The 24,767-nt window shown below is 64.6% G+C and carries 23 protein-coding genes; 13 read left to right on the plus strand and 10 right to left on the minus strand.

What is annotated here, in order from left to right; genetic code table 11:
• Nucleotides 1-89: 89 nt before the first annotated feature.
• The 4 genes from HNO52_RS17745 (at nucleotide 90) to HNO52_RS17760 (ending at nucleotide 6,446) form a co-directional block, all read left to right on the plus strand.
• Entirely contained in the window at nucleotides 90-1,610 is a 1,521-nt protein-coding gene (locus HNO52_RS17745; RefSeq protein WP_197566549.1) for a leucyl aminopeptidase, read from the plus strand.
• A gap of 132 nt (nucleotides 1,611-1,742) precedes the next feature.
• The gene (locus HNO52_RS17750; protein ID WP_197566550.1) at nucleotides 1,743-2,840 is read left to right on the plus strand and encodes a branched-chain amino acid aminotransferase; all 1,098 of its coding nucleotides are present in this window, start codon (nucleotides 1,743-1,745) and stop codon (nucleotides 2,838-2,840) included.
• Nucleotides 2,841-3,030: 190 nt separating this feature from the next.
• Nucleotides 3,031-3,471 (plus strand): DNA polymerase III subunit chi, encoded by a 441-nt coding sequence (locus tag HNO52_RS17755; RefSeq protein ID WP_197566551.1) that lies wholly within the window; start codon nucleotides 3,031-3,033, stop codon nucleotides 3,469-3,471.
• A gap of 113 nt (nucleotides 3,472-3,584) precedes the next feature.
• Nucleotides 3,585-6,446, plus strand: coding sequence for a valine--tRNA ligase (locus tag HNO52_RS17760; RefSeq protein ID WP_197566552.1), 2,862 nt, complete (start codon nucleotides 3,585-3,587; stop codon nucleotides 6,444-6,446).
• 266 nt (nucleotides 6,447-6,712) lie between these two features.
• Here the strand turns inward: HNO52_RS17760 and HNO52_RS21270 are convergent, their stop codons facing one another.
• Nucleotides 6,713-6,838, minus strand: coding sequence for a hypothetical protein (locus tag HNO52_RS21270; protein WP_269476066.1), 126 nt, complete (start codon nucleotides 6,836-6,838; stop codon nucleotides 6,713-6,715).
• 122 nt (nucleotides 6,839-6,960) lie between these two features.
• Between HNO52_RS21270 and HNO52_RS17765 the strand changes: the two genes are divergently transcribed.
• Nucleotides 6,961-7,416, plus strand: a complete 456-nt coding sequence (locus HNO52_RS17765; RefSeq protein WP_232090381.1) for an SDR family oxidoreductase — start codon at nucleotides 6,961-6,963, stop codon at nucleotides 7,414-7,416.
• A 13-nt stretch (nucleotides 7,417-7,429) separates the two neighbouring features.
• Here HNO52_RS17765 and HNO52_RS17770 read toward each other — a convergent pair whose 3' ends face one another.
• The 3 genes from HNO52_RS17770 to HNO52_RS17780 form a co-directional block, all read right to left on the minus strand.
• Nucleotides 7,430-7,885, minus strand: coding sequence for an META domain-containing protein (locus HNO52_RS17770; RefSeq protein ID WP_197566553.1), 456 nt, complete (start codon nucleotides 7,883-7,885; stop codon nucleotides 7,430-7,432).
• Between the two features lie 69 nt (nucleotides 7,886-7,954).
• Entirely contained in the window at nucleotides 7,955-8,395 is a 441-nt protein-coding gene (gloA, locus tag HNO52_RS17775) for a lactoylglutathione lyase (RefSeq protein WP_197566554.1), read from the minus strand.
• Between the two features lie 26 nt (nucleotides 8,396-8,421).
• Nucleotides 8,422-8,916, minus strand: coding sequence for a DUF411 domain-containing protein (locus HNO52_RS17780; RefSeq protein ID WP_197566555.1), 495 nt, complete (start codon nucleotides 8,914-8,916; stop codon nucleotides 8,422-8,424).
• A 98-nt stretch (nucleotides 8,917-9,014) separates the two neighbouring features.
• On the opposite strand from HNO52_RS17780, the gene HNO52_RS17785 reads away from it, so the two are divergent.
• Together HNO52_RS17785 and HNO52_RS17790 are read left to right on the plus strand one after the other, a co-directional pair.
• A complete protein-coding gene (locus HNO52_RS17785; protein WP_197566556.1) occupies nucleotides 9,015-9,551 on the plus strand; it encodes a DNA-3-methyladenine glycosylase I in 537 nt (178 codons plus the stop codon).
• A gap of 33 nt (nucleotides 9,552-9,584) precedes the next feature.
• Entirely contained in the window at nucleotides 9,585-10,652 is a 1,068-nt protein-coding gene (locus HNO52_RS17790) for a metal-dependent hydrolase (protein WP_197566557.1), read from the plus strand.
• An 18-nt stretch (nucleotides 10,653-10,670) separates the two neighbouring features.
• On the opposite strand, the gene HNO52_RS17795 is transcribed toward HNO52_RS17790, so the two are convergent.
• Together HNO52_RS17795 and HNO52_RS17800 are read right to left on the minus strand one after the other, a co-directional pair.
• Nucleotides 10,671-11,279, minus strand: coding sequence for an FMN-dependent NADH-azoreductase (locus tag HNO52_RS17795; protein WP_197566558.1), 609 nt, complete (start codon nucleotides 11,277-11,279; stop codon nucleotides 10,671-10,673).
• 159 nt (nucleotides 11,280-11,438) lie between these two features.
• Nucleotides 11,439-12,017 carry a superoxide dismutase gene (locus HNO52_RS17800; RefSeq protein WP_197566559.1) on the minus strand — a complete coding sequence of 193 codons (579 nt, stop codon included), beginning with the start codon at nucleotides 12,015-12,017 and terminating at the stop codon, nucleotides 11,439-11,441.
• A 132-nt stretch (nucleotides 12,018-12,149) separates the two neighbouring features.
• On the opposite strand from HNO52_RS17800, the gene HNO52_RS17805 reads away from it, so the two are divergent.
• Entirely contained in the window at nucleotides 12,150-12,809 is a 660-nt protein-coding gene (locus tag HNO52_RS17805) for a helix-turn-helix transcriptional regulator (protein WP_197566560.1), read from the plus strand.
• 3 nt (nucleotides 12,810-12,812) lie between these two features.
• On the opposite strand, the gene HNO52_RS17810 is transcribed toward HNO52_RS17805, so the two are convergent.
• Together HNO52_RS17810 and metE are read right to left on the minus strand one after the other, a co-directional pair.
• Nucleotides 12,813-13,541, minus strand: a complete 729-nt coding sequence (locus HNO52_RS17810; protein WP_197566561.1) for an MliC family protein — start codon at nucleotides 13,539-13,541, stop codon at nucleotides 12,813-12,815.
• Nucleotides 13,542-13,643: 102 nt separating this feature from the next.
• The gene (metE, locus tag HNO52_RS17815) at nucleotides 13,644-15,941 is read right to left on the minus strand and encodes a 5-methyltetrahydropteroyltriglutamate--homocysteine S-methyltransferase (RefSeq protein WP_197566562.1); all 2,298 of its coding nucleotides are present in this window, start codon (nucleotides 15,939-15,941) and stop codon (nucleotides 13,644-13,646) included.
• Nucleotides 15,942-16,038: 97 nt separating this feature from the next.
• On the opposite strand from metE, the gene HNO52_RS17820 reads away from it, so the two are divergent.
• Nucleotides 16,039-16,953, plus strand: a complete 915-nt coding sequence (locus tag HNO52_RS17820) for a LysR family transcriptional regulator (protein WP_197566563.1) — start codon at nucleotides 16,039-16,041, stop codon at nucleotides 16,951-16,953.
• Here HNO52_RS17820 and HNO52_RS17825 read toward each other — a convergent pair.
• Together HNO52_RS17825 and HNO52_RS17830 are read right to left on the minus strand one after the other, a co-directional pair.
• Nucleotides 16,940-18,580 (minus strand): ATP-binding protein, encoded by a 1,641-nt coding sequence (locus HNO52_RS17825; RefSeq protein ID WP_197566564.1) that lies wholly within the window; start codon nucleotides 18,578-18,580, stop codon nucleotides 16,940-16,942. The genes HNO52_RS17820 and HNO52_RS17825 overlap by 14 nt on opposite strands.
• Nucleotides 18,581-18,583: 3 nt before the next feature.
• Nucleotides 18,584-19,297: a winged helix-turn-helix domain-containing protein gene (locus HNO52_RS17830; RefSeq protein ID WP_197566565.1), complete on the minus strand. Its 714-nt coding sequence runs from the start codon at nucleotides 19,295-19,297 to the stop codon at nucleotides 18,584-18,586.
• Nucleotides 19,298-19,646: 349 nt separating this feature from the next.
• Here HNO52_RS17830 and HNO52_RS17835 point away from each other — a divergent pair, with 349 nt between their 5' ends.
• From HNO52_RS17835 to HNO52_RS17850, 4 genes are all read left to right on the plus strand, one after another.
• Nucleotides 19,647-22,550 carry a ribonucleoside-diphosphate reductase subunit alpha gene (locus HNO52_RS17835; protein ID WP_197566566.1) on the plus strand — a complete coding sequence of 968 codons (2,904 nt, stop codon included), beginning with the start codon at nucleotides 19,647-19,649 and terminating at the stop codon, nucleotides 22,548-22,550.
• Nucleotides 22,551-22,642: 92 nt separating this feature from the next.
• Nucleotides 22,643-23,890: a ribonucleotide-diphosphate reductase subunit beta gene (locus HNO52_RS17840; protein WP_197566567.1), complete on the plus strand. Its 1,248-nt coding sequence runs from the start codon at nucleotides 22,643-22,645 to the stop codon at nucleotides 23,888-23,890.
• 297 nt (nucleotides 23,891-24,187) lie between these two features.
• Nucleotides 24,188-24,517, plus strand: a complete 330-nt coding sequence (locus HNO52_RS17845; RefSeq protein WP_197566568.1) for a hypothetical protein — start codon at nucleotides 24,188-24,190, stop codon at nucleotides 24,515-24,517.
• 62 nt (nucleotides 24,518-24,579) lie between these two features.
• Nucleotides 24,580-24,765 carry an NUDIX hydrolase gene (locus HNO52_RS17850; protein WP_232090382.1) on the plus strand — a complete coding sequence of 62 codons (186 nt, stop codon included), beginning with the start codon at nucleotides 24,580-24,582 and terminating at the stop codon, nucleotides 24,763-24,765.
• Nucleotides 24,766-24,767: the final 2 nt, after the last annotated feature.

A 24,767-nucleotide genomic window follows, 5' to 3' on the forward strand; every position in this document is an offset into this window, starting at 1 on the left:
GCCTTGAGTACACTTGGGTGATTCGGCAGTGGCCTGGAGCCGTGCCGGCATTATCCAGAATCCCCCATCGCTTGTCTTGTGGAGTCACCATGGAATTCCCAGTTCAGACGGCCAATCCCGCCAAGGCCGAATCGGCCTGCCTCGTGGTCCCGGTTTTCAAGGACGGCGACCTGCTGCCCGCCGCCGCCAAGCTCGACGACGCCAGCGAGCGGCTGATCGGCCAGCTGATCGAGCGCGGCGACTTCGACGCCAAACTGGGTAATGTACAACTCGTCCCCTTCGCCCCCGGCCTGAGTGCCGATCGCCTGATGCTGGTGGGGCTGGGCACGCGCGAGAAGTGTCAGGAGCGCGCCTTCATCAAGGCCCTGGATGCCGCTTTCACCGCCGTCGCCGGGCTGCCGGCCGAGGACGTCGCCGTAGCCTTCACCGACGTGCCGGTACCCGAGCGCAGCGTCGCCTGGAAGGCCCGCATGACCGCGGAGGCAGCACAGCGAGCCGTCTATCTTTTCGACGAATTCAAGTCGGAGAAGGCCCCGCGTCCGCGGCTTGAGAACGTCACCCTGCTGCTCAGCGACGGCGATACTGCCGACGAGGCCCGTGAGGGTGCGCGCATCGGTAACGCCATCGGCCAGGGCGTTGCCTATACCCGCACCCTGGGCAACCTGCCGGGCAACATTTGCACGCCGAGCTATCTGGCCGAGCAGGCCGAACAGCTGGGCCGCGAGTCGGGCGGCGCGCTCGAGGTCGAGATCCTCGACGAAGCGGCGCTGGAAGAGCTCGGCGCCCACAGCCTGCTCTCGGTTGGCCGTGGCAGCGAGCAGCCTTCGCGGCTGATCGTCATGAAGTATCAAGGCGCAGTGAGTGCCGACGAGGCGCCCCACGTACTGGTAGGCAAGGGCATCACCTTCGATACCGGCGGCATCTCGCTCAAGCCCGGCGAGGCGATGGACGAGATGAAGTTCGACATGTGCGGCGCCGCCAGCGTGTTCGGCACCGCCAAGGCGGTACTCGGCATCCGCCCCAAGCTGAACCTGGTGTTCATTGCCGCCGCCGCCGAGAACATGCCCGACGGCCGCGCCACCAAGCCCGGCGACATCATCAAGACGCTCAAGGGGCTCACTGTGGAGGTGCTCAACACCGACGCCGAAGGGCGCCTGGTACTGTGCGACGCGCTGACCTATGCCGAGCGCTTCGAGCCCGCCAGCGTGGTCGACATCGCCACCCTCACAGGGGCGGCGATCATCGCCCTGGGCCATCATGCCACCGGCCTGCTCTCCAATGACGACGACCTGGCGCTGGACCTGCTCGACGCCGGCGAAGCCGCCTGGGACCGCGCCTGGCACCTGCCGCTGTGGGACGAGTACAGGGAACAGCTCGACTCCAATTTCGCCGACATGGCCAATATCGGCGGTCGCCCGGCCGGCACCATCACCGCCGCGTGCTTCCTCTCGCGCTTCGCCGAAAAGTTCCCCTGGGCGCACCTGGACATCGCCGGTACCGCCTGGACCTCGGGCAAGCAGAAAGGCGCCAGCGGCCGTCCGGTGGGCCTGCTGACCCAGTACCTGCTTGACCGCGAGGAAGAGACGCGCCAGGTCGAGAACGACGACTGACGTTGCCAAGGTTGCCAACGCAGGCGACAACCGTTACATCTGACGCATTGCGCGCACCGGGTCGGTCGACCCGGTGCGCCGTAGAAGCCCAAGAAAACGCCGGAATCCCGGCATAGCGGAGACCCTTTTGCCGTGCCCAACGCTACCTTCGAGACGCTGCCCAACGCTACACCTGTGGCAGCCAACATTCGCGACGACATCCTCGCCAGCCCCGGCTTCGGCCAGTACTTCAGCGATCATATGGCCCACGTGCGCTGGACGTCCGAGTCCGGCTGGCACGGCCACGAGGTGCGCCCCTACGGGCCGCTGACCTTAGACCCGGCAGCCGCCGTACTGCACTACGGCCAGGAAATCTTCGAGGGCATCAAGGCCTATCGCCATGCCGACGGCTCGGTGTGGTCGTTCCGCCCGGAGAAGAACGCCGAGCGCTTCCGCCGCAGCGCACGTCGCCTGGCGCTGCCCGAACTCAGCGACGAAGACTTCATCGGCTCGCTCAAGGCCCTGCTCGCCCAGGACCACACCTGGGTGCCGACGCCCAGCAGCGAGGCCGACGAATCGAGCCTCTACCTGCGCCCGTTCATGATCGCCAGCGAGAAATTCCTCGGCGTGCGCCCGGCCAAGGAAGTCGACTACTACGTCATCGCGTCTCCCGCCGGCGCCTACTTCAAGGGCGGCATCGCCCCGGTATCGATCTGGCTCTCCTCTCACTACAAGCGCGCCGCCCCCGGCGGCACCGGCTTCGCCAAGTGCGGCGGCAACTACGCCGCATCGTTGGCCGCCCAGAAGGAAGCCGAGAAGCACGGCTGCGGCCAGGTCGCCTTCCTCGACGCCGCCGAGAACAAGTGGATCGAGGAACTGGGCGGCATGAACCTGTTCTTCGTCTACAAGGACGGTCGCCTGGTCACTCCGCGCCTGACCGACACCATCCTCGAGGGAGTGACCCGCGACTCGGTACTGACCCTCGGCCGCGACGAAGGCTTCACCCCGGAAGAGCGCGCCATCAGCATCGACGAATGGCGTGAAGGCGTGGCCTCCGGCGAGATCACCGAAGTCTTCGCCTGCGGTACCGCCGCGGTGATCACCCCGGTGGGCCAGTTGATCAGCGAGGACGACACCATCCGCATGCCCGACGAAGGCAACGAGGTGGCCAAGCGCCTGCGCGCCAAGCTGCTCGACCTGCAGTACGGTCGCGCCGAGGATACGCATGGTTGGTTGACCCGCCTGGTGTGATCTCAGAAGCCCAGTGGTGGACAAATGACGTCCACCTGGACCCGCGGCCCCTGCCATCGTGGCGGGGGCGCCGGAGGGCAGGCCGACGCGGAGGTCCTACGCCAGGGATGGCGTCGGTAGCGTACAGGGAAGTATTCACAGCGCCTCCGCGACGGCCTGTCCTGCGGGAAAGCCCCCAGGCAGATTCCAGATGACCCAAGTCGATTTTTACATCCTCCCGGATACTACCCTCGAGGCACGGCTCGATTTCGCCTGCCGGCTGGCCGAGACCATCGCCGGCAAGGGGTTCCGGCTGCACCTGCACGTCGAAGATGAGGCCATGGCTACCGATCTCGACGAGCGGCTGTGGACCTTCCGCCCCGACGCCTACCTGCCCCACGCCCTGCTCGGTAGCGATATGGCCGACAGTGTGGCGGTGACCATCGGCTGGCAGCAGCCTCCCGAGCCGAGCCCGGAAGCGCCCATGGCGCTGCTCAACCTCGATCCGGGCATTCCCGAGTGGTTCTCGCGCTTCGAGCGCGTCGCCGAGATCATCAACCAGCACCAACATGTGCTCGTCGCCAAGCGCGAATGCTGGCAGACCTACAAGCAGCGCGGTTATCCCGTCAAAGCACATCAGCTGCGCGGCTGACGCCAACTCTCTACTCGCGCTATAATCGAGCCCATTTTTCGACCGCTTCGACGATTTTCCTGCCGCCCGGCGACACGATCCGGCGGCGCTCATTTCTGGACCCGGAACGCCCCATGGACAAGACCTACCAACCCGAGCAGATCGAATCCCGCTGGTACGAGCGCTGGGAGGCCGACGGCCGCTTCGCCCCCTCGGGCAAGGGCGAACCCTATTCGATCATGATCCCGCCGCCCAACGTGACCGGCAGCCTGCACATGGGCCACGCGTTCCAGGACACCATCATGGACACGCTGATCCGCTGGAAGCGCATGCAGGGCAACAACACCCTGTGGCAGGTGGGCACCGACCACGCCGGCATCGCGACGCAAATGCTGGTGGAACGCAAGGTCGCCACCGAGGAAGGCAAGACGCGCCACGACCTGGGCCGCGAGGCGTTCATCGACAAGGTGTGGGAGTGGAAGCACGAGTCCGGCGGCCATATCACCCGCCAGCTGCGTCGCATGGGCGCCAGCGTCGACTGGTCCCGCGAACGCTTCACCATGGACGACGGTTTCTACAAGGCGGTGCAGGAAGTCTTCGTGCGGCTCTATGAAGAGGCCCTGATCTATCGCGGCAAGCGCCTGGTCAACTGGGACCCGACCCTGCACACCGCCATCTCCGATCTCGAAGTGGAGAACCGCGACCAGCAGGGCCAGTTCTGGCACTTCCGCTACCCGCTGGCCGACGGCGTCAAGACCGATGCCGGCCTCGACTATCTGGTCGTCGCCACCACCCGCCCCGAAACCCTGCTCGGCGACACCGGCGTGGCGGTCAACCCCGATGATGCACGCTACGCCTCGCTGATCGGCAAGTTCGTCGAACTGCCGCTGGTCGGCCGGCGCATCCCCATCGTCGCCGATGAACACGCCGACATGGAGAAGGGCTCCGGCTGCGTGAAGATCACCCCGGCCCACGATTTCAACGATTACGAAGTCGGCCGCCGCCAGGGCCTGCCGCTGATCAACGTCTTCACCCAGGACGCGGCGATCCTGCCGAAGGCCGAGGCCTTCGACATCCAAGGCCGTCCGTTGCCGGAGATCGACCCCAGCCTGCCCGAAGCGTACGCCGGGCTCGACCGCTTCGAGGCGCGCAAGCAGATCGTCGCCGACATGGAGGCCGCCGGCCTGCTCGAACAGATCGAGACGGTCAACAACACCCTGCCCTATGGCGACCGCAGCGGCGACGTCATCGAGCCGCTGCTCACGGACCAGTGGTTCGTCGCCGTGGAGAGCCTGGCCAAGCCCGCCATCGAGGCAGTGGAGAACGGCGACATCCAGTTCGTGCCCAAGAACTACGAGAACATGTACTTCTCGTGGATGCGCGACCTGCAGGACTGGTGCATCTCGCGCCAGCTGTGGTGGGGCCATCGCATACCCGCGTGGTACGACAGTGAGGGCAACGTCTATGTCGCCCGCAGCGAGGCCGAGGCGCGTGAGAAGCACGGCCTCGCTGCCGACGTGCCCCTGACTCAAGACGAGGACGTGCTCGACACCTGGTTCAGTTCGGGCCTGTGGACCTTCGGCACCCTGGGCTGGCCGGAAAAGACCCCGGAGCTGGCGACCTTCCACCCCTCCAGCGTGCTGGTCACCGGCTTCGACATCATCTTCTTCTGGGTCGCGCGGATGATCATGCTGACCCTGAAGTTCATGGACGAGGTGCCGTTCAAGACCGTCTACGTCCACGGCCTGGTGCGCGACGGCCAGGGCCAGAAGATGTCCAAGTCCAAGGGTAACGTGCTCGACCCCATCGACCTGATCGATGGCATTCAGCTCGACACGCTGCTGGAGAAACGCACCGGCAACATGATGCAGCCGCAGAAGGCCAAGGCGATCGCCAAGGCCACCCGCGACGAGTTCCCCGAGGGCATCGAGCCCCACGGCACCGACGCGCTGCGCTTCACCTTCCTCTCCCAGGCCACTACCGGACGCGACATCAAGTTCGACATGGGCCGCCTCGACGGCTACCGCAACTTCTGCAACAAGCTGTGGAACGCCTCGCGCTACGTGCTGATGAACGCCGAGGGCGAGGACTGCGGAGCCTCTCTCGAAGGTCAGGGCGGCGACGTCGAGCTGTCGCTGGCCGACCGCTGGATCGTCTCGCGCCTGCAGCAGACCGAGGCCCAGGTCACCAAGGCCATGGAGGAGTACCGCTTCGACCACGCCTCCCAAGCGCTTTACGAGTTCGTCTGGAACGAATACTGCGACTGGTACCTGGAGCTCTCCAAGCCGGTGCTGTGGGACGACAACGCCTCGCCTGCTGCCAAGCGCGGCACCCGCCGCACCCTGGTGCGCGTGCTGGAAGCCATCCTGCGCCTGGCCCACCCGATGATGCCGTTCATCTCCGAGGAGATCTGGCAGCGCGTGGCGCCGCTGGCGGGCAAGGCTGCGGCAGAAGGCTCCGCATCGATCATGAACCAGCCCTGGCCGCAGCCGGAGCACGACAAGATCGACGAGCAGGCGACCCGCGACATCGAGTGGCTCAAGGGCGTGATCGTCGCGGTGCGCAACATTCGCGCCGAGATGAACATCGCTCCGGGCAAGCCGCTGGAGGTGCTGCTGACCAAGGGCAGCGACACCGACCGTGAGCGTCTCGAGGCCAACCGCCCGTTCCTGGCCAAGCTGGCCAAGTTGGAGAGCGCCACCTGGCTCGACGACCCGAGCGAGGCGCCGCTCTCGGCCACTCAATTGGTCGGCGACATGGAGGTGCTGGTACCCATGGCCGACCTGATCGACAAGGAGGCGGAACTCGCCCGCCTGGCCAAGGAGATCGACAAGCAGGACAAGCTGATCGGCGGCATCGAGAAGAAGCTCGGTAACGAGAGCTTCGTCGCCAAGGCGCCGGAGGCGGTGGTCGAGAAGGAGCGCGGCAAGCTCAAGGAGTACCAGGCGGCCCGCACCCTGCTGGTCGAACAGCGCGACAAGATCGCTGCGCTCTGATCAGCGGCCCGAAGCCGCCGCGTCCGGATCAGCGGCCCGAAACCGCCACGACCGGATCAGCGGCCCAAGCCGCCGCGGGCCGATTTAGCGGCCCGACACCGCCGCCAGGAGACGATGTGAATGCCTTGAGAAGACAGCACCATGGCCAGCCATAGCCAAGGCTTGACCCTCAAGGCGATCCGGCCGCTGTTCCCGCTGCTCGAGCGAAACAGCGCCGGGGCGATCCTGGTCGACGAGACGAGCCGGCTGGTCTGGATCAATGCCTGCTACTGTCGGCTGCTGGGCATCGACGATCCCACCAGCGTCATCGGTCGCCCGGTCAACCAGGTGATTCCCCATACCCGCATGCCCGAGGTAGTGCGCAGCGGGCGTCCCATTTTGCTCGACATCATGGAGTACCAGTCCCGTCAGTTGGTGGTCACGCGACTGCCGCTGCACGACCCCACCAACGGCCGGGTCAACGGCGCGGTGGCCTTCATCGTGTTCGACGACCTGGAGCCGCTGGCGCCGCGTGATGGCGGTACACCTGGACGGCGCCTTCCTGGTCACCGGTGCCGCCCTGCGTCAGATGTATCGCCAGGAGAACGGCGGCAGTCTGATTTACATGGGCTCGGTGCACAGCAAACTTGCCTCGCCGCTCAAGGCTCCCTATGTGGCGGCCAAGCACGGCCTGCTGGGCCTGTGCCGCACCGTTGCCAAGGAGGGCGCGGCGCACCGGGTGCGCGCCAACGTGATCTGCCCCGGGTTCGTGCGCACGCCGCTGGTGGATCGGCAGATCCCCGAGCAGGCCGAGGCGCTGGGAATGACCGAGGAAGCCGTGGTGCGCGACGTGATGCTCAAGGACACCGTCGACGGCGAGTTCACCACGCTGGAGGACAGCGCCGAAGTGGCGCTGCACCTGGCCGCTTTCCCCACGGCGGCCCTGACCGGCCAGTCGGTGGTGGTCAGTCACGGTTGGTACATGCAGTAGCCTTGGCTCAGACCTAGTTCGCTCTGCGCCAACCGCCCAACACGCGCTGATCCGGTCCGAAGAACACCAGCCGGTCGTGGTCGATGAGGAAACGGTAGGCGTTCTCCATCATCCCGCTGATGCGCCGGGCATCGTCGAGCTTCGGACAGCCCCGGCGAGTGGCGGCCAGTTCATCGAAGTTTATGCGGTTTCCGGTATCGAGGCTCACCCGACCATTGAGTTCGTTGCAGCCATCGCTGCCCGTCACGCGGCCATCGGGTGAAACCACGAAATGTGGCGTCTCGGGCATGGAAAGCCGTTCGTCGGTACCCACCAACAGCAGGTTCCAGCGCTGCCCCACCACGGGATGGTCACTGGAGACACGAGGGCCGTCATCGCGTATCGGCCCGGAGGGCTGGCTCCCGCAAGCCGCCAGCAGGGCCGCGGTCGCCAACATCAGGCCCAGGCGGGCCACAAGCGTCATCTTCATGGACTTTCTACTTCTCTATAAGGCTGAGTTCACGCCGTACGGCCAGGCGCAATCGTATGTAAACACCTTCTACCAAGAGCCGGTATTTTCCATCGAGGCCCAAGGCTCCCGGGCCGGCAACGGCTCCCCTTTCTGCAGCAGCTCGATGGATATGCCATCGGGGCTGCGTACGAAAGCCATATGGCCGTCGCGTGGCGGCCGGTTAATGGTCACCCCAGCCGCCTGCAGGCGCTCGCATAGCGCATAGATATCGTCGACGCGATAGGCCAGGTGTCCGAAGCTGCGTCCGCCGCTGTACTCCTCCGGATCCCAGTTCCAGGTCAGCTCGAGCTCGGGCGCCTTGAGTCGCTCGGAGCGCGGCGCGTCCTCTGTCGCGGCCAGGAAGACCAGGGTAAAGCGGCCCTTCTCGTTCTCCTTGCGGCGAACCTCCACCAGCCCCAGCAGATCGCAATAGAAGCGCAGCGATGCGTCCAGATCGCTGACGCGCACCATGGTGTGCAGATACTGCATGAACCTCTCCTTGTCTTCTGGCGAAGTCAGTCGTGAGTATATTCGTTGAAAATGTTCGGCGTCCTGTCCTCATGGCGCCAGGTCAGCACCGAGTAATCATCGTAGCGGCCTGTCTCCATGCCCGGCGAGCCGTGAGGCATTCCAGGCACGGTCAGTCCCGCCACATCGGGCTTTTCCTCGAGCAGCCGCTTGATATCGGCGGCGGGCACGTGACCCTCGATCACGTAGCCTTCGACCAGCGCCGTGTGGCAGGAAGCGAGTTCCGGCGTAATGCCGTGCTCGATCTTTACCGCGCGCATGTCGCTGGTCTGGTGCTGGCGCACCTCGAAGCCCTCTTCCTCGAGATGTTCGGCCCAGGCCGAGCAGCAGCCGCAATTGGGGTCCTGGTACATTTCGACCAGGGGCGCGGCCTGCGAAGCAGTGATAGAGGCCACGATGGCATAAGTGGCCAGCAACCCTCCCCCCAGGGTGGAGAGCAGCGTCTTCTTTCGGGCCTTGCGTATTGCGGGTAGGATCTTCATATCAACGGCTCCTGATGCGTTGCGACGCCATAATGGATGGGATCTTGACAAGCCGCCATTGGCTTGCCAAGACCTCACACAAGGAAAAGAGAGCAGAAATGGCGCACTATTGCGATATTGCCCCAGGCCATCCTTGGCATGGACCCTACCACGAGGATGAGTACGGCTTCCCGGTTGAAGACGACACGGCGCTGTTCGAGCGCCTCGTGCTGGAGATCAACCAGGCCGGCCTCTCGTGGCTGACCGTGCTGAAGAAGCGAGACGCGTTTCGCCACGCCTTCGCCGGTTTCGCTATCGACCGGGTCGCGGCTTTCGGCGATGCGGAGCGCGCCAGCCTGCTGGACGACGCCGGCATCATCCGCAACCGGCTCAAGGTCGAGGCGACGATTCACAACGCCGGCGTGATCCAGGCGCTGCGCGATCAGCACGGCAGCTTCGCCGGCTGGCTCGACTACCACCATCCGTTGCCGTTGGCCGACTGGGTCAAGCTGTTCCGCCGGACCTTTCGCTTCACCGGCCCCGAAATCGTAGGCGAGTTCCTGATGAGCACCGGCTACCTGCCAGGTGCCCACCGCGACGACTGTCCGGTCCATCAGCGCATTCTCGCCTGTCGCCCCGCTTGGCGCTCGGCCTGAAAGCCCGTTCATCGGCGCAAGGAGATCAAGCGCATGGATACCCTGACGCAGGCAGCGCTGGGCGCAGCGGTGGGCGGCACGGTGCTGGGCCGTCGCCTGGGGCGCAAGGCGGTGTTGATCGGCGCGGCGCTGGGCACCCTGCCCGATCTCGACGTATTTCTCGACTATGGCGATGCCGTGGCCAACGTCACCGAACATCGCGGCTTCAGTCACTCGCTGTTAGTGCTGACCGGGCTGGGGACGCTGCTGGCCTTGCTCGTCAGACGATTCGCCCCGGCCCGCGGCATCACCCTCGGCCGCTGGTGGGCCTTCTTCCTGCTGTGCCTCGTCACCCATCCACTGCTCGACGCGCTGACTACCTACGGTACACAGCTCTGGTGGCCACTCGGCGGGCGACCCAGCGCCTGGCCGGTGGTGTTCATCATCGACCCGCTCTACACGCTGCCGCTGCTGGTGGGCGTCGGTTTCGCACTGGTTACCGGCAACGGCTCCCGTGGCCCCGTCTGGGGCCTGGCACTCTCCTGTACCTACCTGGTCTTCGCCATGGCCGCGAAGGGCGTGGTAGAGCAGCGGCTGGCTCCGGTGCTGGCCGACAATGGGCTCGAGGACGCGCCGCGACTGGTTCAGCCCGCCCCGTTCAATACACTGCTGTGGCGGGCGACTGTGATCGATGGCGACCGTCACCATGAAATCCTGGTGGGCCTGCTGGATGGCGATACTCGGCCACTGCTGGAAACCTACCAGCGCGGTGCCGAGTACGAGCCACTGGCCTTGTCGCTCGAAAAAGGCCGGCGCCTGGATTGGTTCGCCGGGCCGTATCTGCGCTATGAGAGCCGCGAACTGAACGGCCGGGACACCCTGGTTGCCACCGATCTGCGGCTGGGCTTCCCGGGTTTCTTCGCCTTCAGCTATGCATTGGCAATTCGCGAGGGTGAGACGTGGCAGCCGCTGGAAGTCACCGAGTTGGTAGCTGACGGCTCCCGCGCCGATCTGGGGACCCTGGGTCGGCTGGGAGCCAGAATCCTCAATCCCGAGACGCCGCTATGCACCAGTGACTTCGCTGCCAAGAGCTGGGTCGAAGCGGTGCCTCCCGTCTGCTGAGGGCAGGCGAGCCGAGCGTCAGAGCTTGGCGACTAGCGTGTCGATGGCTTGCCGGGCCTCCTTTAGCGCAGCGTCGCGCCGCCCTTCGCCCATGGCAAGTCCTTCGGCAAACACTACCGATACGTTGCTGATGCCGATCATCCCCAGCATGGCCTTCAGGTGCGGCGTCTGGCTGTCGAGCTCGGTGCCGGCATACTGCCCGCCACGGGCTGCCAGGATCACCGCCCGCTTGCCCTTCACCAGCCCCTCGGGTCCCTGCTCGGTGTAGCGGAAGGTCGTGCCAGCTCGCATCACCCGGTCGAACCAGGCCTTGAGCTGGGAGGGAATGCCGAAGTTGTACATCGGCACCGCCAATACCAGCACGTCGTGGGACTGCAGCTCCTCGATCAGGCTGTCGGAGCGCTCGGCCAGGATCTGCTGCTCGGCGGAACGTTCGTCAGCCGCGACCTGCCAGCTGGAAAGCTCCTCGATTCCCAGGTGCGGCAACGAGTCGACGGCCAGGTCGCGGTGAGTCAAGATCAAGTCGTCAAGTGTCTCTATGCGCTCGCGCAGATGGCTGGCCAAGGCATTGGATTGGCCGTGCTCGCCGAGAATGGATGAAGTAATGAGAAGAATACGAGTAGCCATGACGTTCTCCCTGGTTGGGTCTGGTGTATGTTCGCCATGTTACGTGTATTTTTTCACACTAAAAGCGCATAGTTTCGCGCTTATCTTTCGGTAAAAACGAAAATAGTCGCAACAAAAAAGCCCCGCCTAATGGCGGGGCCGGTATCGCAGCCTTCTCGGTCAGGCGAAATTCTGGGCGACGAAGTCCCAGTTCAGCACGTTCCACACGTTCTCGAGATACTTCGGGCGCGCGTTGCGGTAGTCGATGTAGTAGGCATGCTCCCATACGTCGATGGTCAGCAGCGGAGTCTGGCCGTGGGCAATGGGCGTATCGGCGTTGCTGGTATTGACGATGTCGACGCCGCCGTCGGCGGTCTTGATCAGCCAGGTCCAGCCGGAGCCGAAGTTGGCCACGGCGTTGGCGTTGAAGGTCTCCTTGAACTTGGCGAAGGAGCCGAACTTGGCATTGATCGCCTCGGCCAGTGCGCCCGTGGGCTCTCCGCCGCCGTTGGGCGCCAGGCAGTGCCAGTAGAAGGTGTGGTTCCACACCTGCGCCGCCTGGTTGAACAGGCCGCCGGAGGAGGACTGGATGATCTCCTCAAGGGACTTGTTGGCGTCGTCGCTACCTTCGGTCAACTCATTGAGCTTGTTGACGTAGGCCTGGTGGTGCTTGCCGTAATGATATTCCAGGGTCTCGGCGGAGATGTGCGGCTCGAGGGCGTTTTTTTCGTACGGCAGTGCCGGCAGTTCGAAGGCCATTATTGTGGCTCCTTGCTCTTCACGGTGAGGTGGCGGGGCTCGTTCAAGACAGATCCGATGGCTCCCGACTTGCCTTGTGAGTGTCCCGCCGCTATTTTCCAAGAAACCACTAGATTAATTCCAGCCACCCTTATGTCAAGCAATAGCGATGGAAAAGCCGCCGGCAGCCCAGCGGATAGCGCCGAAAAGCTGCTGCACCTGCTCAAGACGCGTGGCCCTCACTCCGCCGCTGCCCTGGGCGAGTGGCTCGGCACCAGCGGTGAGAATGCCCGCCAGCAGCTCAAGAAACTGGCCCGGCAGGGGCTGGTGACCCAGCGCCCACTACCGGGTGGCGTGGGCCGGCCAGTGATCGAGTGGCGTCTCAGCGAAGCCGGCCATGCCCGCTTTCCCGATGGCCATGCCGAACTGGCATCACGGCTGATCCTCAGCGTACGCGACACGCTGGGCGATGAGGCGCTGGCGCGACTGGTCGAAGCGCGCCAGGGCGAAACGCTGGCGCTGTATCGTCAGGCCTTGGCCGACGCCACGAGCCTCGAGGTTCGCGTCGAACGCCTGGCCGAGATCCGCACCCGTGAGGGCTACATGGCGGAGTGGCAACGCGAGGAGGACGGCAGCCTGCTGCTGATCGAGAACCACTGCCCGATCTGCCAGGCCGCCCGCACCTGTCCGGACTTCTGCCGTGCCGAGCTGGAGGTCTTTCGCGCCGTACTGGGAGATGACGTCCACGTCGAGCGCACCGACCATGTGCTAGCCGGCGCGCGACGCTGCGTCTACCGCATCGACAAGGGTTAGGCTCTAGGGAGCGATACCCTGTCCGCAGCCGTTATAGGTCTGCCCGTCTATTGTCAGCGTTACCCGGGCCGGGAACGGTTCGCCGCTCATATCGTCGAAGCAGGCGCGCGCCTCCAGGCGCAGCTCGAAGGGCTGAGCGGTTTGCGCGCTGGCAAGCATCACTCGACCATTGGCATTGTCCATCCCGGTAACGCGATAGGGCAGCGTCATTTCTCGTGCGCCGTAATCGAGCACCAAGGTCAGCTTGGGCGCGTCGTGGGCCAGGTTGACGTTCCAGCCCGGCTCATTACCGCGGCCATGGAACATCACACCGGGGCGCTGCTCGCGAGTCAGCGCCGGGCGAGCCATGGCGGCGCTGCAATCCAGCTGGCCGTTGGCGCTCTCCACCACGGCCTCCCCGCCCTTGTTCCAGAAACTGAGATCGCCCTGTTGGTAACGGGCACCACTGGCTACCACCGCTGGCGACAGGCGGTAGGCGCCGTGGGCCGACCACAACCGCAGCTCGCGCTCGCCGAAGGCGGTGACCAGATCCTGCTGCGGCGTGCAGCGCCAGGCCTCGAAGCGTTCGGCGCCACCGGGAAACAGCTTCGAAGGTAGCAGCGGCGCCGCGCTGGCAAGCTTGTCGGCGTCGGGCCGCGCCCCGTCGAGCGTTGCCGTGGCACAACCGCTCAGTAGCAAAGAGCCGGCGACGAGCAGCGTCGGGCGGAAAGTAGAGAGGAAGCGAAGCGACATGGTGGTTCCTTGAAGTGTTCGAACGGCCACAGCATATCAGGCACCGGCGCCTCCCGGCCCGGTGCCCGTTACACGCGCCGCGAGCGCAGCCCACCATCGGCCTCAACCGTAGCGGCGGCGCAGCTCCCGTGCTGCCTCGGCCATGTTGGCCAGGGCCGGCTCCACTTCGGCCCAGCCGCGGGTCTTGAGGCCGCAATCCGGGTTGACCCACAGCCGTTCGACGGGAATGCGCTCGGAGGCCTTCTCCATCAGCTGTACCATCCATGCCACCTCGGGTACGTTGGGCGAATGAATGTCATAGACGCCCGGGCCGATCTCATTGGGATAGGCGAAGTCCTGGAAGGCGTCGAGCAGTTCCATGTTCGAGCGTGAGGTTTCGATGGTGATAACATCGGCATCCAGCGCCGCGATGGCCGCGATGATGTCGTTGAACTCCGAGTAGCACATGTGTGTGTGGACCTGGGTAGCGTCGCGAGCCACCGAAGCGGTCAGGCGAAAGCACTCCACGGCCCAGTCGAGATAGCGCTGCCACTCGCCCTGGCGCAGCGGCAATCCCTCGCGTAGCGCCGGCTCGTCGATCTGGATCGCCGGGATGCCGGCTGCCTCTAGATCGGCAACCTCGTCGCGCAGGGCCAAGGCAATCTGCCGGCAGGTCACTTCCCGCGGTTGGTCGTCGCGCACGAAGGACCACTGCAGCATGGTCACGGGCCCGGTGAGCATTCCCTTCATCGGTCGCTCGGTCAGCGACTGGGCATAGCGGCTCCAGGCCACCGTCATCGCCGCCGGCCGAATCACGTCGCCGACGATGACCGGCGGCTTGACGCAGCGTGAACCGTAGCTCTGCACCCAGCCATTGCGGGTAAAGACGTAGCCGTCGAGCTGCTCGCCAAAGTACTCGACCATGTCGTTGCGCTCGGCCTCTCCGTGCACCAGCATGTCGAGCCCCAGCGCCTCCTGGCGGCGAACAGCAGCGGCGATCTCGTCGCGCATCTGCGCCTCGTAGGCATCGCGCCCCAGCTCACCGCTCTTGTGTGCGCGGCGGGCGGCACGAATCTCCGAGGTCTGCGGGAAGGAGCCAATGGTGGTGGTAGGAAACAACGGCAAATCCAGGGAACGATGCTGAGCCCGAGCCCTGACCGGGTAGGGATTGTCGCGGGACTGTTCGGCGTCACCGATGCTGGCCAGGCGCTGGGCTACCTCGGGTCGGTGCAGCCATGGCGAGGCACGCCGGGCGTCCAGCGCTGCCGTAGCGGCGGCAACCCGAGCGCGATCCTCGTCCAGGCCACGGTTATCCAGCAGCCGCGCCAGGGTGACCGTCTCGTCGAGCTTCTGGCGCGCGAAGGAGAACCAACTCTTGAGCACCTCGTCGAGCTTATTCTCGGCATCTAGATCTACCGGTACGTGGAGCAACGAGCAGGAGGGTGCTATCCACAGCCGTTCGCCGAGACGCATACGGGCGTTGGCCAGACGTTCGTGCAGGGCGCCCAGATCGGCACGCCAGACGTTGCGCCCATCGATGGCACCTACCGACAGCACCTTGTAGCCGGGCAGATTGTCGAGTACCGAGGTCAACTGTTCGGGGGCGCGCACGGTGTCGATATGCAGGCCATCCACCGGCAGGCTCACGGCCAGTTGCAGGTTGTCCCCCAACTCACCGAAGTAGGTGGCCAACAGCAGCTTGACCGGTGCCGAACGCAGGGCGTTGTAGGCGAATTCGAAGGCGTTGCGCCACTCCGCCGGCAGGTCCTGCACCAGCGCCGGCTCGTCGAGCTGGACCCACTCCACGCCTTGCTTGGCCAGGCGCGCCAGGATCTCGGCATAAACCGGCAGCAGCGCCTCGAGCAGGCTCAGGCGGTCGAACTCGGCCTCGCGCCCCTTGCCCAGCCACAGCCAGGTCAGCGGCCCGGTGAGCGCCACCTTGACCGGATGCCCCGCCGCACGCGCCTCGGCCACCTCGTCGAACAATCGCGAGCTGGCAAGGTTGAACTGCTGCCCTTCGTGCAGTTCCGGGACCAGGTAATGATAGTTGGTATCGAAATACTTGGTCATCTCGCAGGCGGCGGCCGACGCGCCACTGGGGGCACGTCCGCGGGCCATGCGGAACTGGGTATCGAGATCGACCTCGCCGCAGGCAACCTCCTTCCCGGCAGCGAAACGCGACGGCACGGCACCCACCAGGGTGGTGACGTTGAGCACCTGATCGTAGAAGGCGAAATCCCCCACGGTGACCAGGTCGAGGCCGGCTTGGCGCTGTGCCTGCCAGTGGCTCGCGCGCAGCTCGCGGCCGCAGGCCTCGAGGCCGTCGCGGTCGAGTTCGCCGCGCCAGTAGGCTTCGACGGCATGCTTCAGTTCGCGGGCGGCGCCGATTCGCGGATAGCCAAGCACATGAGCTAATGTCATGATAAGTCCCTCTACGCATGAATGATGTCGCAGAGTCTCGCCGCCGCCCGGTCGTGAATCAAACTAAATATATTAACTTCAAACTTGAATAAATCTCATGATAGAACTTCGTCATCTGCGGACCCTGGTAGCCCTGCGCGATGCCGGCTCGCTGGTGGAAGCCGCCGAGCGGGTTCACCTGACCCAGTCGGCCTTGTCGCACCAGATCAAGGACCTCGAAGAACGGCTGGGGACCGCACTGTTCGTGCGCAAGTCGCGACCGGTGGAATTCACCCGTGCCGGCCAGCGCCTGCTCACCCTGGCCGAGCAGGTTCTGCCGCTGGTGCGCATGGCCGAGCGCGACGTGGCCCGACTGATCGGCCACGAGCCGGGGCGGCTGCACATGGCGATCGAGTGCCACAGCTGCTTCCAGTGGCTGATGCCGACCATCGACTACTTCCGCGATCACTGGCCGGAAGTAGAGATCGACATTCCCGGTGGACATCACTTCGATCCTCTGCCGGCACTGGCCCGCGAGCAGCTCGACCTCGTCATCACCGCCGATCCGCAGCCGCTGGCCGGCGTCTACTACGAGCCGCTGTTCCGCTATGAAGGCCTGCTGGCCGTCGCTCGCCAGCACCACCTGGCGGACCACGCCTTCATCGAGCCCGAGGAGCTGGCCGAGGAAACCCTGATCACCTACCCCGTGGAGCGGGCGCGCCTGGACGTCTTCACCCAGTTCCTCGACCCCGCTGGCGTACGCCCTCGCGAGATACGTACCGCCGAACTCACGATCATGATGATGCAGTTGGTGGCCAGCGGCCGAGGCGTCTGCGCGCTACCCAACTGGGCACTGACGGAGTATCTGGAGCGCGATTACGTGAAGGCGGTTGGTCTAGGCGAGACGGGCATGTGGAGCACGCTCTACGCGGCCATTCGCGACGAGAGCCGGGAACAGCCGTGGATGGAGGACTTCCTGCGCACGGCCCGCGAGACATCCTTCGCCGTGCTTGAGGGCATCAAGCCGGCTTGACCGGCAGCTTGGCCTTGCTGGCCGGCAAGCCCCGCGGCAGCAGCAACGAGAAGCGCGCACCGCCCAGCTCCTGGCTGTCGTCGACCACTACGCTGCCGCCGTGCCAGGTCATGATCTTCTGCACGATGGAGAGCCCCAACCCATAGCCCCCGCTGCGCCGGGTGCGGCTGTCGTCAAGCCGGGCGAAAGGTTTGAAGATGGCCTGGCGTTCGCCAGCCGGCACGCCGGGGCCGTCATCCTCGATATCCAGGCGGACCAGGCGAGACTCGAGCGAGAGCCGCACCTGTACCCGCGACTGGGCATGGCGACAGGCATTGGCCACCAGGTTCTGCAGCGCTCGCTGCAAGTAGCGTGGGTCGGCCTGCACTTCCACCTCGGGTCCCGGTGCCAGCTCCAGGCGCAGGTGGGCGTGCAGCGGTGTCAGCGTCTCGATGACCCGCTCGGCGACGGCGCGGCAATCGACCTGGGTGCGCTCCAGCTCGGCCCCGTTGACGATTCCGCTGTCGAGCCGCGCATAGGTCAGGATCTCGTCGATGAGCTGGTCGAGTTCCTCGATATCGCTGTCGATGCCATGCAGTTGGCGGTGAACGGCAGGGTCGTCGGTCATGTCCTCGACCATTTGCATAGCGAAGCGTATGCGCGCCACCGGCGTGCGCAACTCATGGGAGACCGCACGGATCATCTCCTGCTGCGAGCGCAGCAGCGACTGCACTTGGGCCGCCATGGCGTTGAAGGCCATGCCCACGCGGCCGATGAAACCTCCCGCATCGACCTTGACTCGGGTATCGAGGCGACCGCTGGCAATGCGCCCTGCGGCCAGCTCGAGCCGCGCCAGACGCGCCTCCACGCCACGCACGATCAGGTAGATGATGGCGGCCAGCACACCGAGCATGATCACCAGCACCAGCAGCAGCAGCGAAATGGGGGTGGGTTTCAGCGCCGAGACAGGGCCGATCGACAGCCATTGGCGGGAGTCGTCGGCAGCCGGTACGGCAAGGTGAATGGTCAGCGCCCAGTGCCCCGGCATCAGTCGAATCACCAGTTCACCGTCGCGCAGGCGGGTGAGCTGATGGCTGTCGAGTCCTTCGGGAGCCAGATCATTGAGGCGTACCGGCAAGGCCTCGCTGGCCACGCCCTCGAGGCGCCGACGGCGACTATCGCCATCCACTTTGGCCAGCCAATCCCCCAGCATCTGGGCCAGGCCGCGCAGCTGACGCTCGTTGAGTCCCGAGAGGCGAGCCTCCAGGATGCGCTCCTCGCGCGGCAGGCGCCGGTAGAGCCGCCAGCCCTCCTCTTCGTGCACCTTTACCAGCACTCGGCCACGCTCCAGCCGCCGCCGATCGAACCAGCCAAGCTCGGTGTCCGCCGGCTCACGCAGCGACAAGCGGATGTTGAGCAGATCCGATTGCTGGGTCAGCCAACCGCCACGCTCGTGGGCAGGCAAAGCCGCCACCCGCCAGGTGAGCAGCTTTAGCGGGGCTTCGGCCAGTTGTTCGCGATACTGTTCGATCCGCACCCGGTCGACCAGAGCCAGGCCCATCAGGGCCAGGCCGAAAGTCAGCAGCAGCGCCAGGGCCAAGGCCAGATAGACACGCAGGAAGGAGCCATCGGCCAGCAACCGCTGCATGACTCAGGCATCCTTGACGAACAGGTAGCCCTTGCTGCGTACCGTTTTTATCCGGTGCGGATGATTGGGGTCGTCGCCGATCTTGGGGCGAATCCGTGAGACCCGGACATCGATGGAACGGTCCTGGCCGTCGTACTTGATGCCGCGCAGATCGCTGAAGATCTCCTCACGTGTGAGTACCCGGCCGGCGTTGCTGGCCAATAGCCACAGCAGATCGAACTCGGCGCTGGTCAGGTCGATGCGTTCACCTTGCAACCAGGCTTCACGAGTGGCGCTGTCGATCTCGAGGTTGCCGAACGCGAGTCGGGCCTCACCGGAGTGCTCGGCGTTCTCCGCTCGCCTCAGCAACGCTCGCATGCGTGCCAGCAGCACCCGGGGCTGGACCGGCTTGGGCACGTAGTCGTCGGCCCCCATTTCCAGACCCAGCACCTGGTCCATGTCATCGGTGCGGGCGGTCAGCATCAGGATCGGCCCTGCATAGTCGGGCCTGGCCCGGCGACAGATCGACAATCCATCCTCTCCGGGCAGCATCAGATCGAGGATCACCAGGTCCGGCTGCAGTGTCAGTATCTGTTCGACGCCTCGTGAGCCTTCGGCCTCCACCGTGACCTTGAATCCGTTGGATTCGAGATAATCGCGGGTGAGCTCGGCCAGGCGCACGTCATCCTCGATAATCAGCACGTGTTCCATGTCGCTGCTTTCCAGGTTGTCATCCATCCTAGTCATCCCCGTGCTGGGCTTGGTTATCACTCGGGACACCCTGTCCCGCCAAATTACAGACCAAGGATACCCGAAATAGGTTCTTTCGCCTGCCTTTCATACATTTCGAGTCCTTGCAGCTTGCCAGCGAAGCATAGCCCGGACTTACGCAACAACCCAAAAGATGCCCCCCGACGAGTCACAGCTCACCCACAGGTTATCCACTTGAAGGCGGCGGCAAAGCACACTATCTTGTGTTCTCAAAAGAGAAAGACACAAGATGATGTGCATTTACCAAGCCTTACTTCGGCTGTCAATGCCTTCGTCGCTCCCGACATCATCCCCACGCAGAAGGGATTACCGGCACATGGAACTCCAGACCCCCGACCCGACCGACCTGTCGCTAACGGCTCCGCAAGCCCTGCGCGTCATCAAGCGCAACGGTGATGTGGCGCCCTTCGACGCCGGCAAGATCGCCGTCGCCATGCGCAAGGCCTTCATTGCCGTGGAGGGCGACAACGTCAGTGCCTCCTCGCGGGTCCGCGACTTCGTGGAACAGGCCAGCCAGGCCATCGCTCGTGCCTTCCTGCGCCGCATGCCGGACGGCGGCACCGTCCACATCGAGGACATCCAGGATCAGGTAGAGCTGGCGCTGATGCGCGCCGGCGAGCAGAAGGTCGCCCGCGCCTACGTACTTTACCGCGAGGAGCACGCGCGTGCTCGCGCCGCGGCCGGTGCCGAGATCGAGAAGCCGCACCCCACGCTCAACGTTACCCTGGCCGACGGTAGCCGCCGCCCGCTGGATCTCGGCCGCATCGAGACGCTGGTATTCGATGCCTGCGCGGAACTCGAGAACGTCGACCCCAACCGTATCGTCGAGGAATCGCTGAAGAATCTCTACGACGGCGTCTCGGTGGATGGCGTCTCCCAGGCGCTGACGATGACCGCGCGCACCCTGGTGGAGAAGGAACCCAACTACACCTACGTCACCGCCCGCCTGCTGCAGGACAGCCTGCGCCGCGAGGCGCTGACGTTCCTCGGCATCGCCGAGGAGGCCACCTTCGGCGATATGGCCGAATTCTACAAACCGGCCTTCCAGGCCTATGTGGCCAAGGGTATCGAATTCGAACAGCTCGATCCGGTACTCGCCGAGTTCGACCTTGAGCGGCTGGGCGACGCCCTCGATCATTCCCGTGACAACGCCTTCACCTACCTGGGCCTGCAGACGCTCTACGACCGCTACTTCATCCACCGCGACGACGTGCGTTACGAGCTGCCCCAGGTCATGTTCATGCGCGTGGCCATGGGCCTGGCATTGAACGAGGACGACCGTGAGGCGCGAGCCATCGAGTTCTATGAGCTGCTCTCCAGCTTCGACTACATGGCTTCTACGCCGACGCTGTTCAATTCCGGCACCGTGCGCAGCCAGCTTTCCAGCTGCTATCTCACCACCGTGCCCGACGAGCTCGACGGTATCTACAGTGCCATCCGCGATAACGCCCTGCTCTCCAAGTGGGCCGGGGGCCTTGGCAACGACTGGACCCCGGTACGCGCGCTGGGCTCCTACATCAAGGGCACCAATGGCAAGAGCCAGGGTGTGGTGCCGTTCCTCAAGGTGGTCAACGATACCGCGGTGGCGGTGAACCAGGGCGGCAAGCGCAAGGGGGCGGTGTGCGCCTATCTCGAGACCTGGCACCTCGATGTCGAGGAATTCTTCGAGCTGCGCAAGAACACCGGCGACGACCGCCGCCGCACCCATGACATGAACACCGCCAACTGGGTGCCCGACCTGTTCATGAAGCGCGTATTCGATGACAAGGAGTGGACGCTTTTCTCGCCCGCCACCTGTCCCGACCTGCACGACCTCTACGGCGCCGCCTTCGAGAAGCGCTACGAGGAGTACGAAGCGATGACCCGCTCTGGGCAGCTCAAGCTGTTCAAGCGCGTACGCGCCAAGGACCTGTGGCGCAAGATGCTCTCGATGCTGTTCGAGACCGGCCACCCGTGGATCACCTTCAAGGATCCGTGCAACCTGCGTAGCCCACAGCAGCACGCCGGCGTGGTGCACTCCTCCAACCTGTGCACCGAGATCACGCTCAACACCAGCGTCGATGAAATCGCGGTGTGCAACTTGGGTTCGGTCAACCTGGCCCAGCACGTGACCGACGGCAAGCTCGACGACGACAAGCTGAAGAAGACCGTGCGCACCGCCGTGCGCATGCTCGACAACGTCATTGACATCAACTACTACGCGGTGCCCCAGGCCAGGAACTCCAACTTCAAGCATCGCCCGGTGGGGCTCGGCATCATGGGCTTCCAGGATGCGCTCTACGCCCAGGATATCGCCTACGCCTCCGAAGAGGCGGTGGCGTTCGCCGATCGCTCGATGGAACTGGTCAGTTACCACGCCATTGAGGCCTCCAGCGACCTGGCCGCCGAACGCGGCCGCTACCAGAGCTTCGAGGGCTCGCTGTGGAGCCAGGGCGTGCTGCCCATCGACTCCATCGAGAAGCTGAAGACCGAGCGCGGCGAGAAGTACATCGAGGTCGATACTTCTGCCACTCAGGACTGGCAGCGCATCCGCCGGAAGATCGCCGACCAGGGCATGCGCAACTCCAACGTGATGGCCATCGCCCCCACCGCAACGATCTCCAACATTTGCGGTATATCGCAGTCGATCGAGCCGACTTATCAGAACCTCTACGTGAAGTCGAACCTCTCCGGCGAATTCACCGTGGTCAATGCCTACCTGGTCCACGACCTGAAGGCTCGCGGCCTGTGGGACGAGGTAATGATCAACGACCTCAAGTACTACGACGGCAGCGTGCAGCCCATCGAGCGGGTGCCGGAAGACCTCCGGGCAAAGTATGCCACCGCCTTCGAGACAGAGCCGAAGTGGCTGGTGGAGGCCGCCGCACGGCGCCAGAAGTGGATCGACCAGGCCCAGTCGCTGAACCTCTACATCAAGGGCGTGTCCGGCAAGAAGCTCGACGTGACCTATCGCATGGCGTGGTTCCGCGGGCTCAAGACCACCTACTACCTGCGCGCCCTGGGTGCCACTTCGGTGGAAAAGTCCACCGTCGACCGCGGCACGCTCAACGCGGTGAGTAACCAGGCATCAGGCGGTGCGCCTGCACCCCAGGCGCAACCCGCCCCAACGACACGCGAGCCCCGCGGCGTTGAGGATTTCCTCACCGGCAAGGCGGGCAGCGGCTCTCGCGCGCCGAGTGCCAGTGAGATAGACGACCTGGGCTGCGAGGCCTGCCAGTAGGTTAACAAGCTGGCTGCGCTCGGCTTCGTACGCAGCGAGAACATTTTTTCTGATCCGACGATACCCGGATCTCGCCAAGATTAGGTGACGCCATGCTGAACTGGGACGAATTCCACGAGGACGAGACTTCCGTTGCCGAGCAGCCGGCCAAGGCCGCGCCGGCCCCCGCCGTCAAGCCTCAGCCCGCGCCTGCCCCGGTCGAGGAAGTGAAGGAGAGCAGCGGCAGCTACAAGGTGGCTGAAAGCGACCGCCTGGCGCGGGCCCGCAAGTCGCTCGAGGAGCTCGACGTGGCAGCCGGTCTCGAGGAACTCGAGATGGGAGCGGCGCGTATCGAGGTCGACGACAAGCAGATGATCAACGCCCGCGCCGACCTCAACCAGTTGGTGCCTTTCAAGTACGAGTGGGCCTGGCAGAAGTACCTGGACGGCAGCGCCAACCACTGGATGCCCCAGGAAGTGAACATGAATGCCGACATTGCGCTGTGGAAGAGCCAGGACGGCTTGACCGCGGACGAACGCCGCATCGTCGAGCGCAGCCTCGGCTATTTCTCCACCGCCGACTCGCTGGTTGCCAACAACCTGGTGCTGGCCCTGTATCGCCTGATCACCAACCCCGAGTGCCGCCAGTACCTGCTGCGTCAGGCCTTCGAGGAGGCGATCCACACCCACGCCTATCAATACTGCGTGGAGTCGCTGGGCATGGACGAGGGCGAGGTCTTCAACATGTACCGCGAGGTGCCGTCGGTCGCCGCCAAGTCGGCCTGGAGCCTCAAGCACACCCAGTCGCTGTCGCGTCCCGATTTCAATACCGGCACCCCCGAGACCGACCAGGAATTGCTGCGCAACCTGGTGGCCTTCTACTGCGTCACCGAGGGCATCTTCTTCTATTGCGGCTTCAGTCAGATCCTCTCCATGGGCCGGCGCAACAAGATGACCGGGGTGGCCGAGCAGTTCCAGTACATCCTGCGCGACGAGTCCATGCACCTCAATTTCGGGGTCGACATGATCAACCAGATCAAGATCGAGAACCCGAACCTGTGGACGCCCGAGTTCCAGGACGAAGTCACCCAGATGATCCTCGAGGGCACCGAGCTCGAAATCGCTTATGCCCGCGACACCATGCCCCGCGGCGTGCTGGGCATGAACGCGGCGATCATGGAGGAGTACCTGCACTTCATCTGCAACCGCCGCCTGGCCCAGATCGGCCTCAAGGAGCAGTTCCCCGGCGCGCAGAACCCGTTCCCGTGGATGAGCGAGATCATCGACTTGCGCAAGGAGAAAAATTTCTTCGAAACCCGCGTCACCGAGTATCAGGTGGGCGGCGCGCTCAGTTGGGATTGAGCTTCGGCAGCAACAAGCCCCACTCAGCGCCGAGTGGGGCATTTACCAAGCAGGAAAAGGAGTCGAAAGCCTTCATGTAGTCCCCGTAGCCAACCAAGAGGTGCGTCATGTCCAGAATGCGCGTTTCCGTGAAGCCACATCGTCGTTCAGCCCCTTTCCGACCCGTCAGGTCCTCGCCCAAGCCTGGGCTCAAGACGGTGTCCATCAAGCCTCATCGCCACCCGCCGCCGAAGTGATCTCCGCCCATCCGGCAAGCCTGGCTACGACCTTCAACGACTTTGAAGTGAGGTAAACGTCATGGGAAGTTACTACGCAAACGACAACGCTCGACTCAGTGGAACGCAAGCTCCCGGGGATCATCAGGCATGGCAGCACGCACTCGATCTTGCCCTTGCCGCCCATAACAGTGAAGACGCCCTGGCCCGCTACCCGCACGTGGCCTTCGCCTTCCCTTCGTCAGCGCCCAACCCCTACTCCCGAGAATATCCGCTGCTCGACTATCGCGAGCTCAAGGAGTGGGCGAGTTCGCGAGGTTGGCGGGTCCGCCCCGCTCCCGAGCGCGCACCAATGGGCGAAAAGTACAGCCCTCCGGTACGCTTCACGCGTTTGCCATCGCGCTACCACTGAAACCGGCTGCCCAAGCGACAGCGTACGGACGGCAAACGATCCGTGAGACAAGAATCGAGTTCATGAGTCCAGCTCGACCGACCACCTTGCGTATCGCCGCGGCTCTGATCCTCGACTCCGAGGGGCACATGCTGCTGGTGCGCAAGCGAGGTACCGAACGCTTCATGCAGGCCGGCGGCAAGCTCGAGCCCGGTGAACCCGCGCGATGGCGTTGCCTTAAGGATCGTATCCTCCTACGCTCGGGTTAGCA

The sequence above is a fragment of the Halomonas sp. MCCC 1A13316 genome, from assembly GCF_014931605.1.
Lineage (GTDB): Bacteria > Pseudomonadota > Gammaproteobacteria > Pseudomonadales > Halomonadaceae > Halomonas.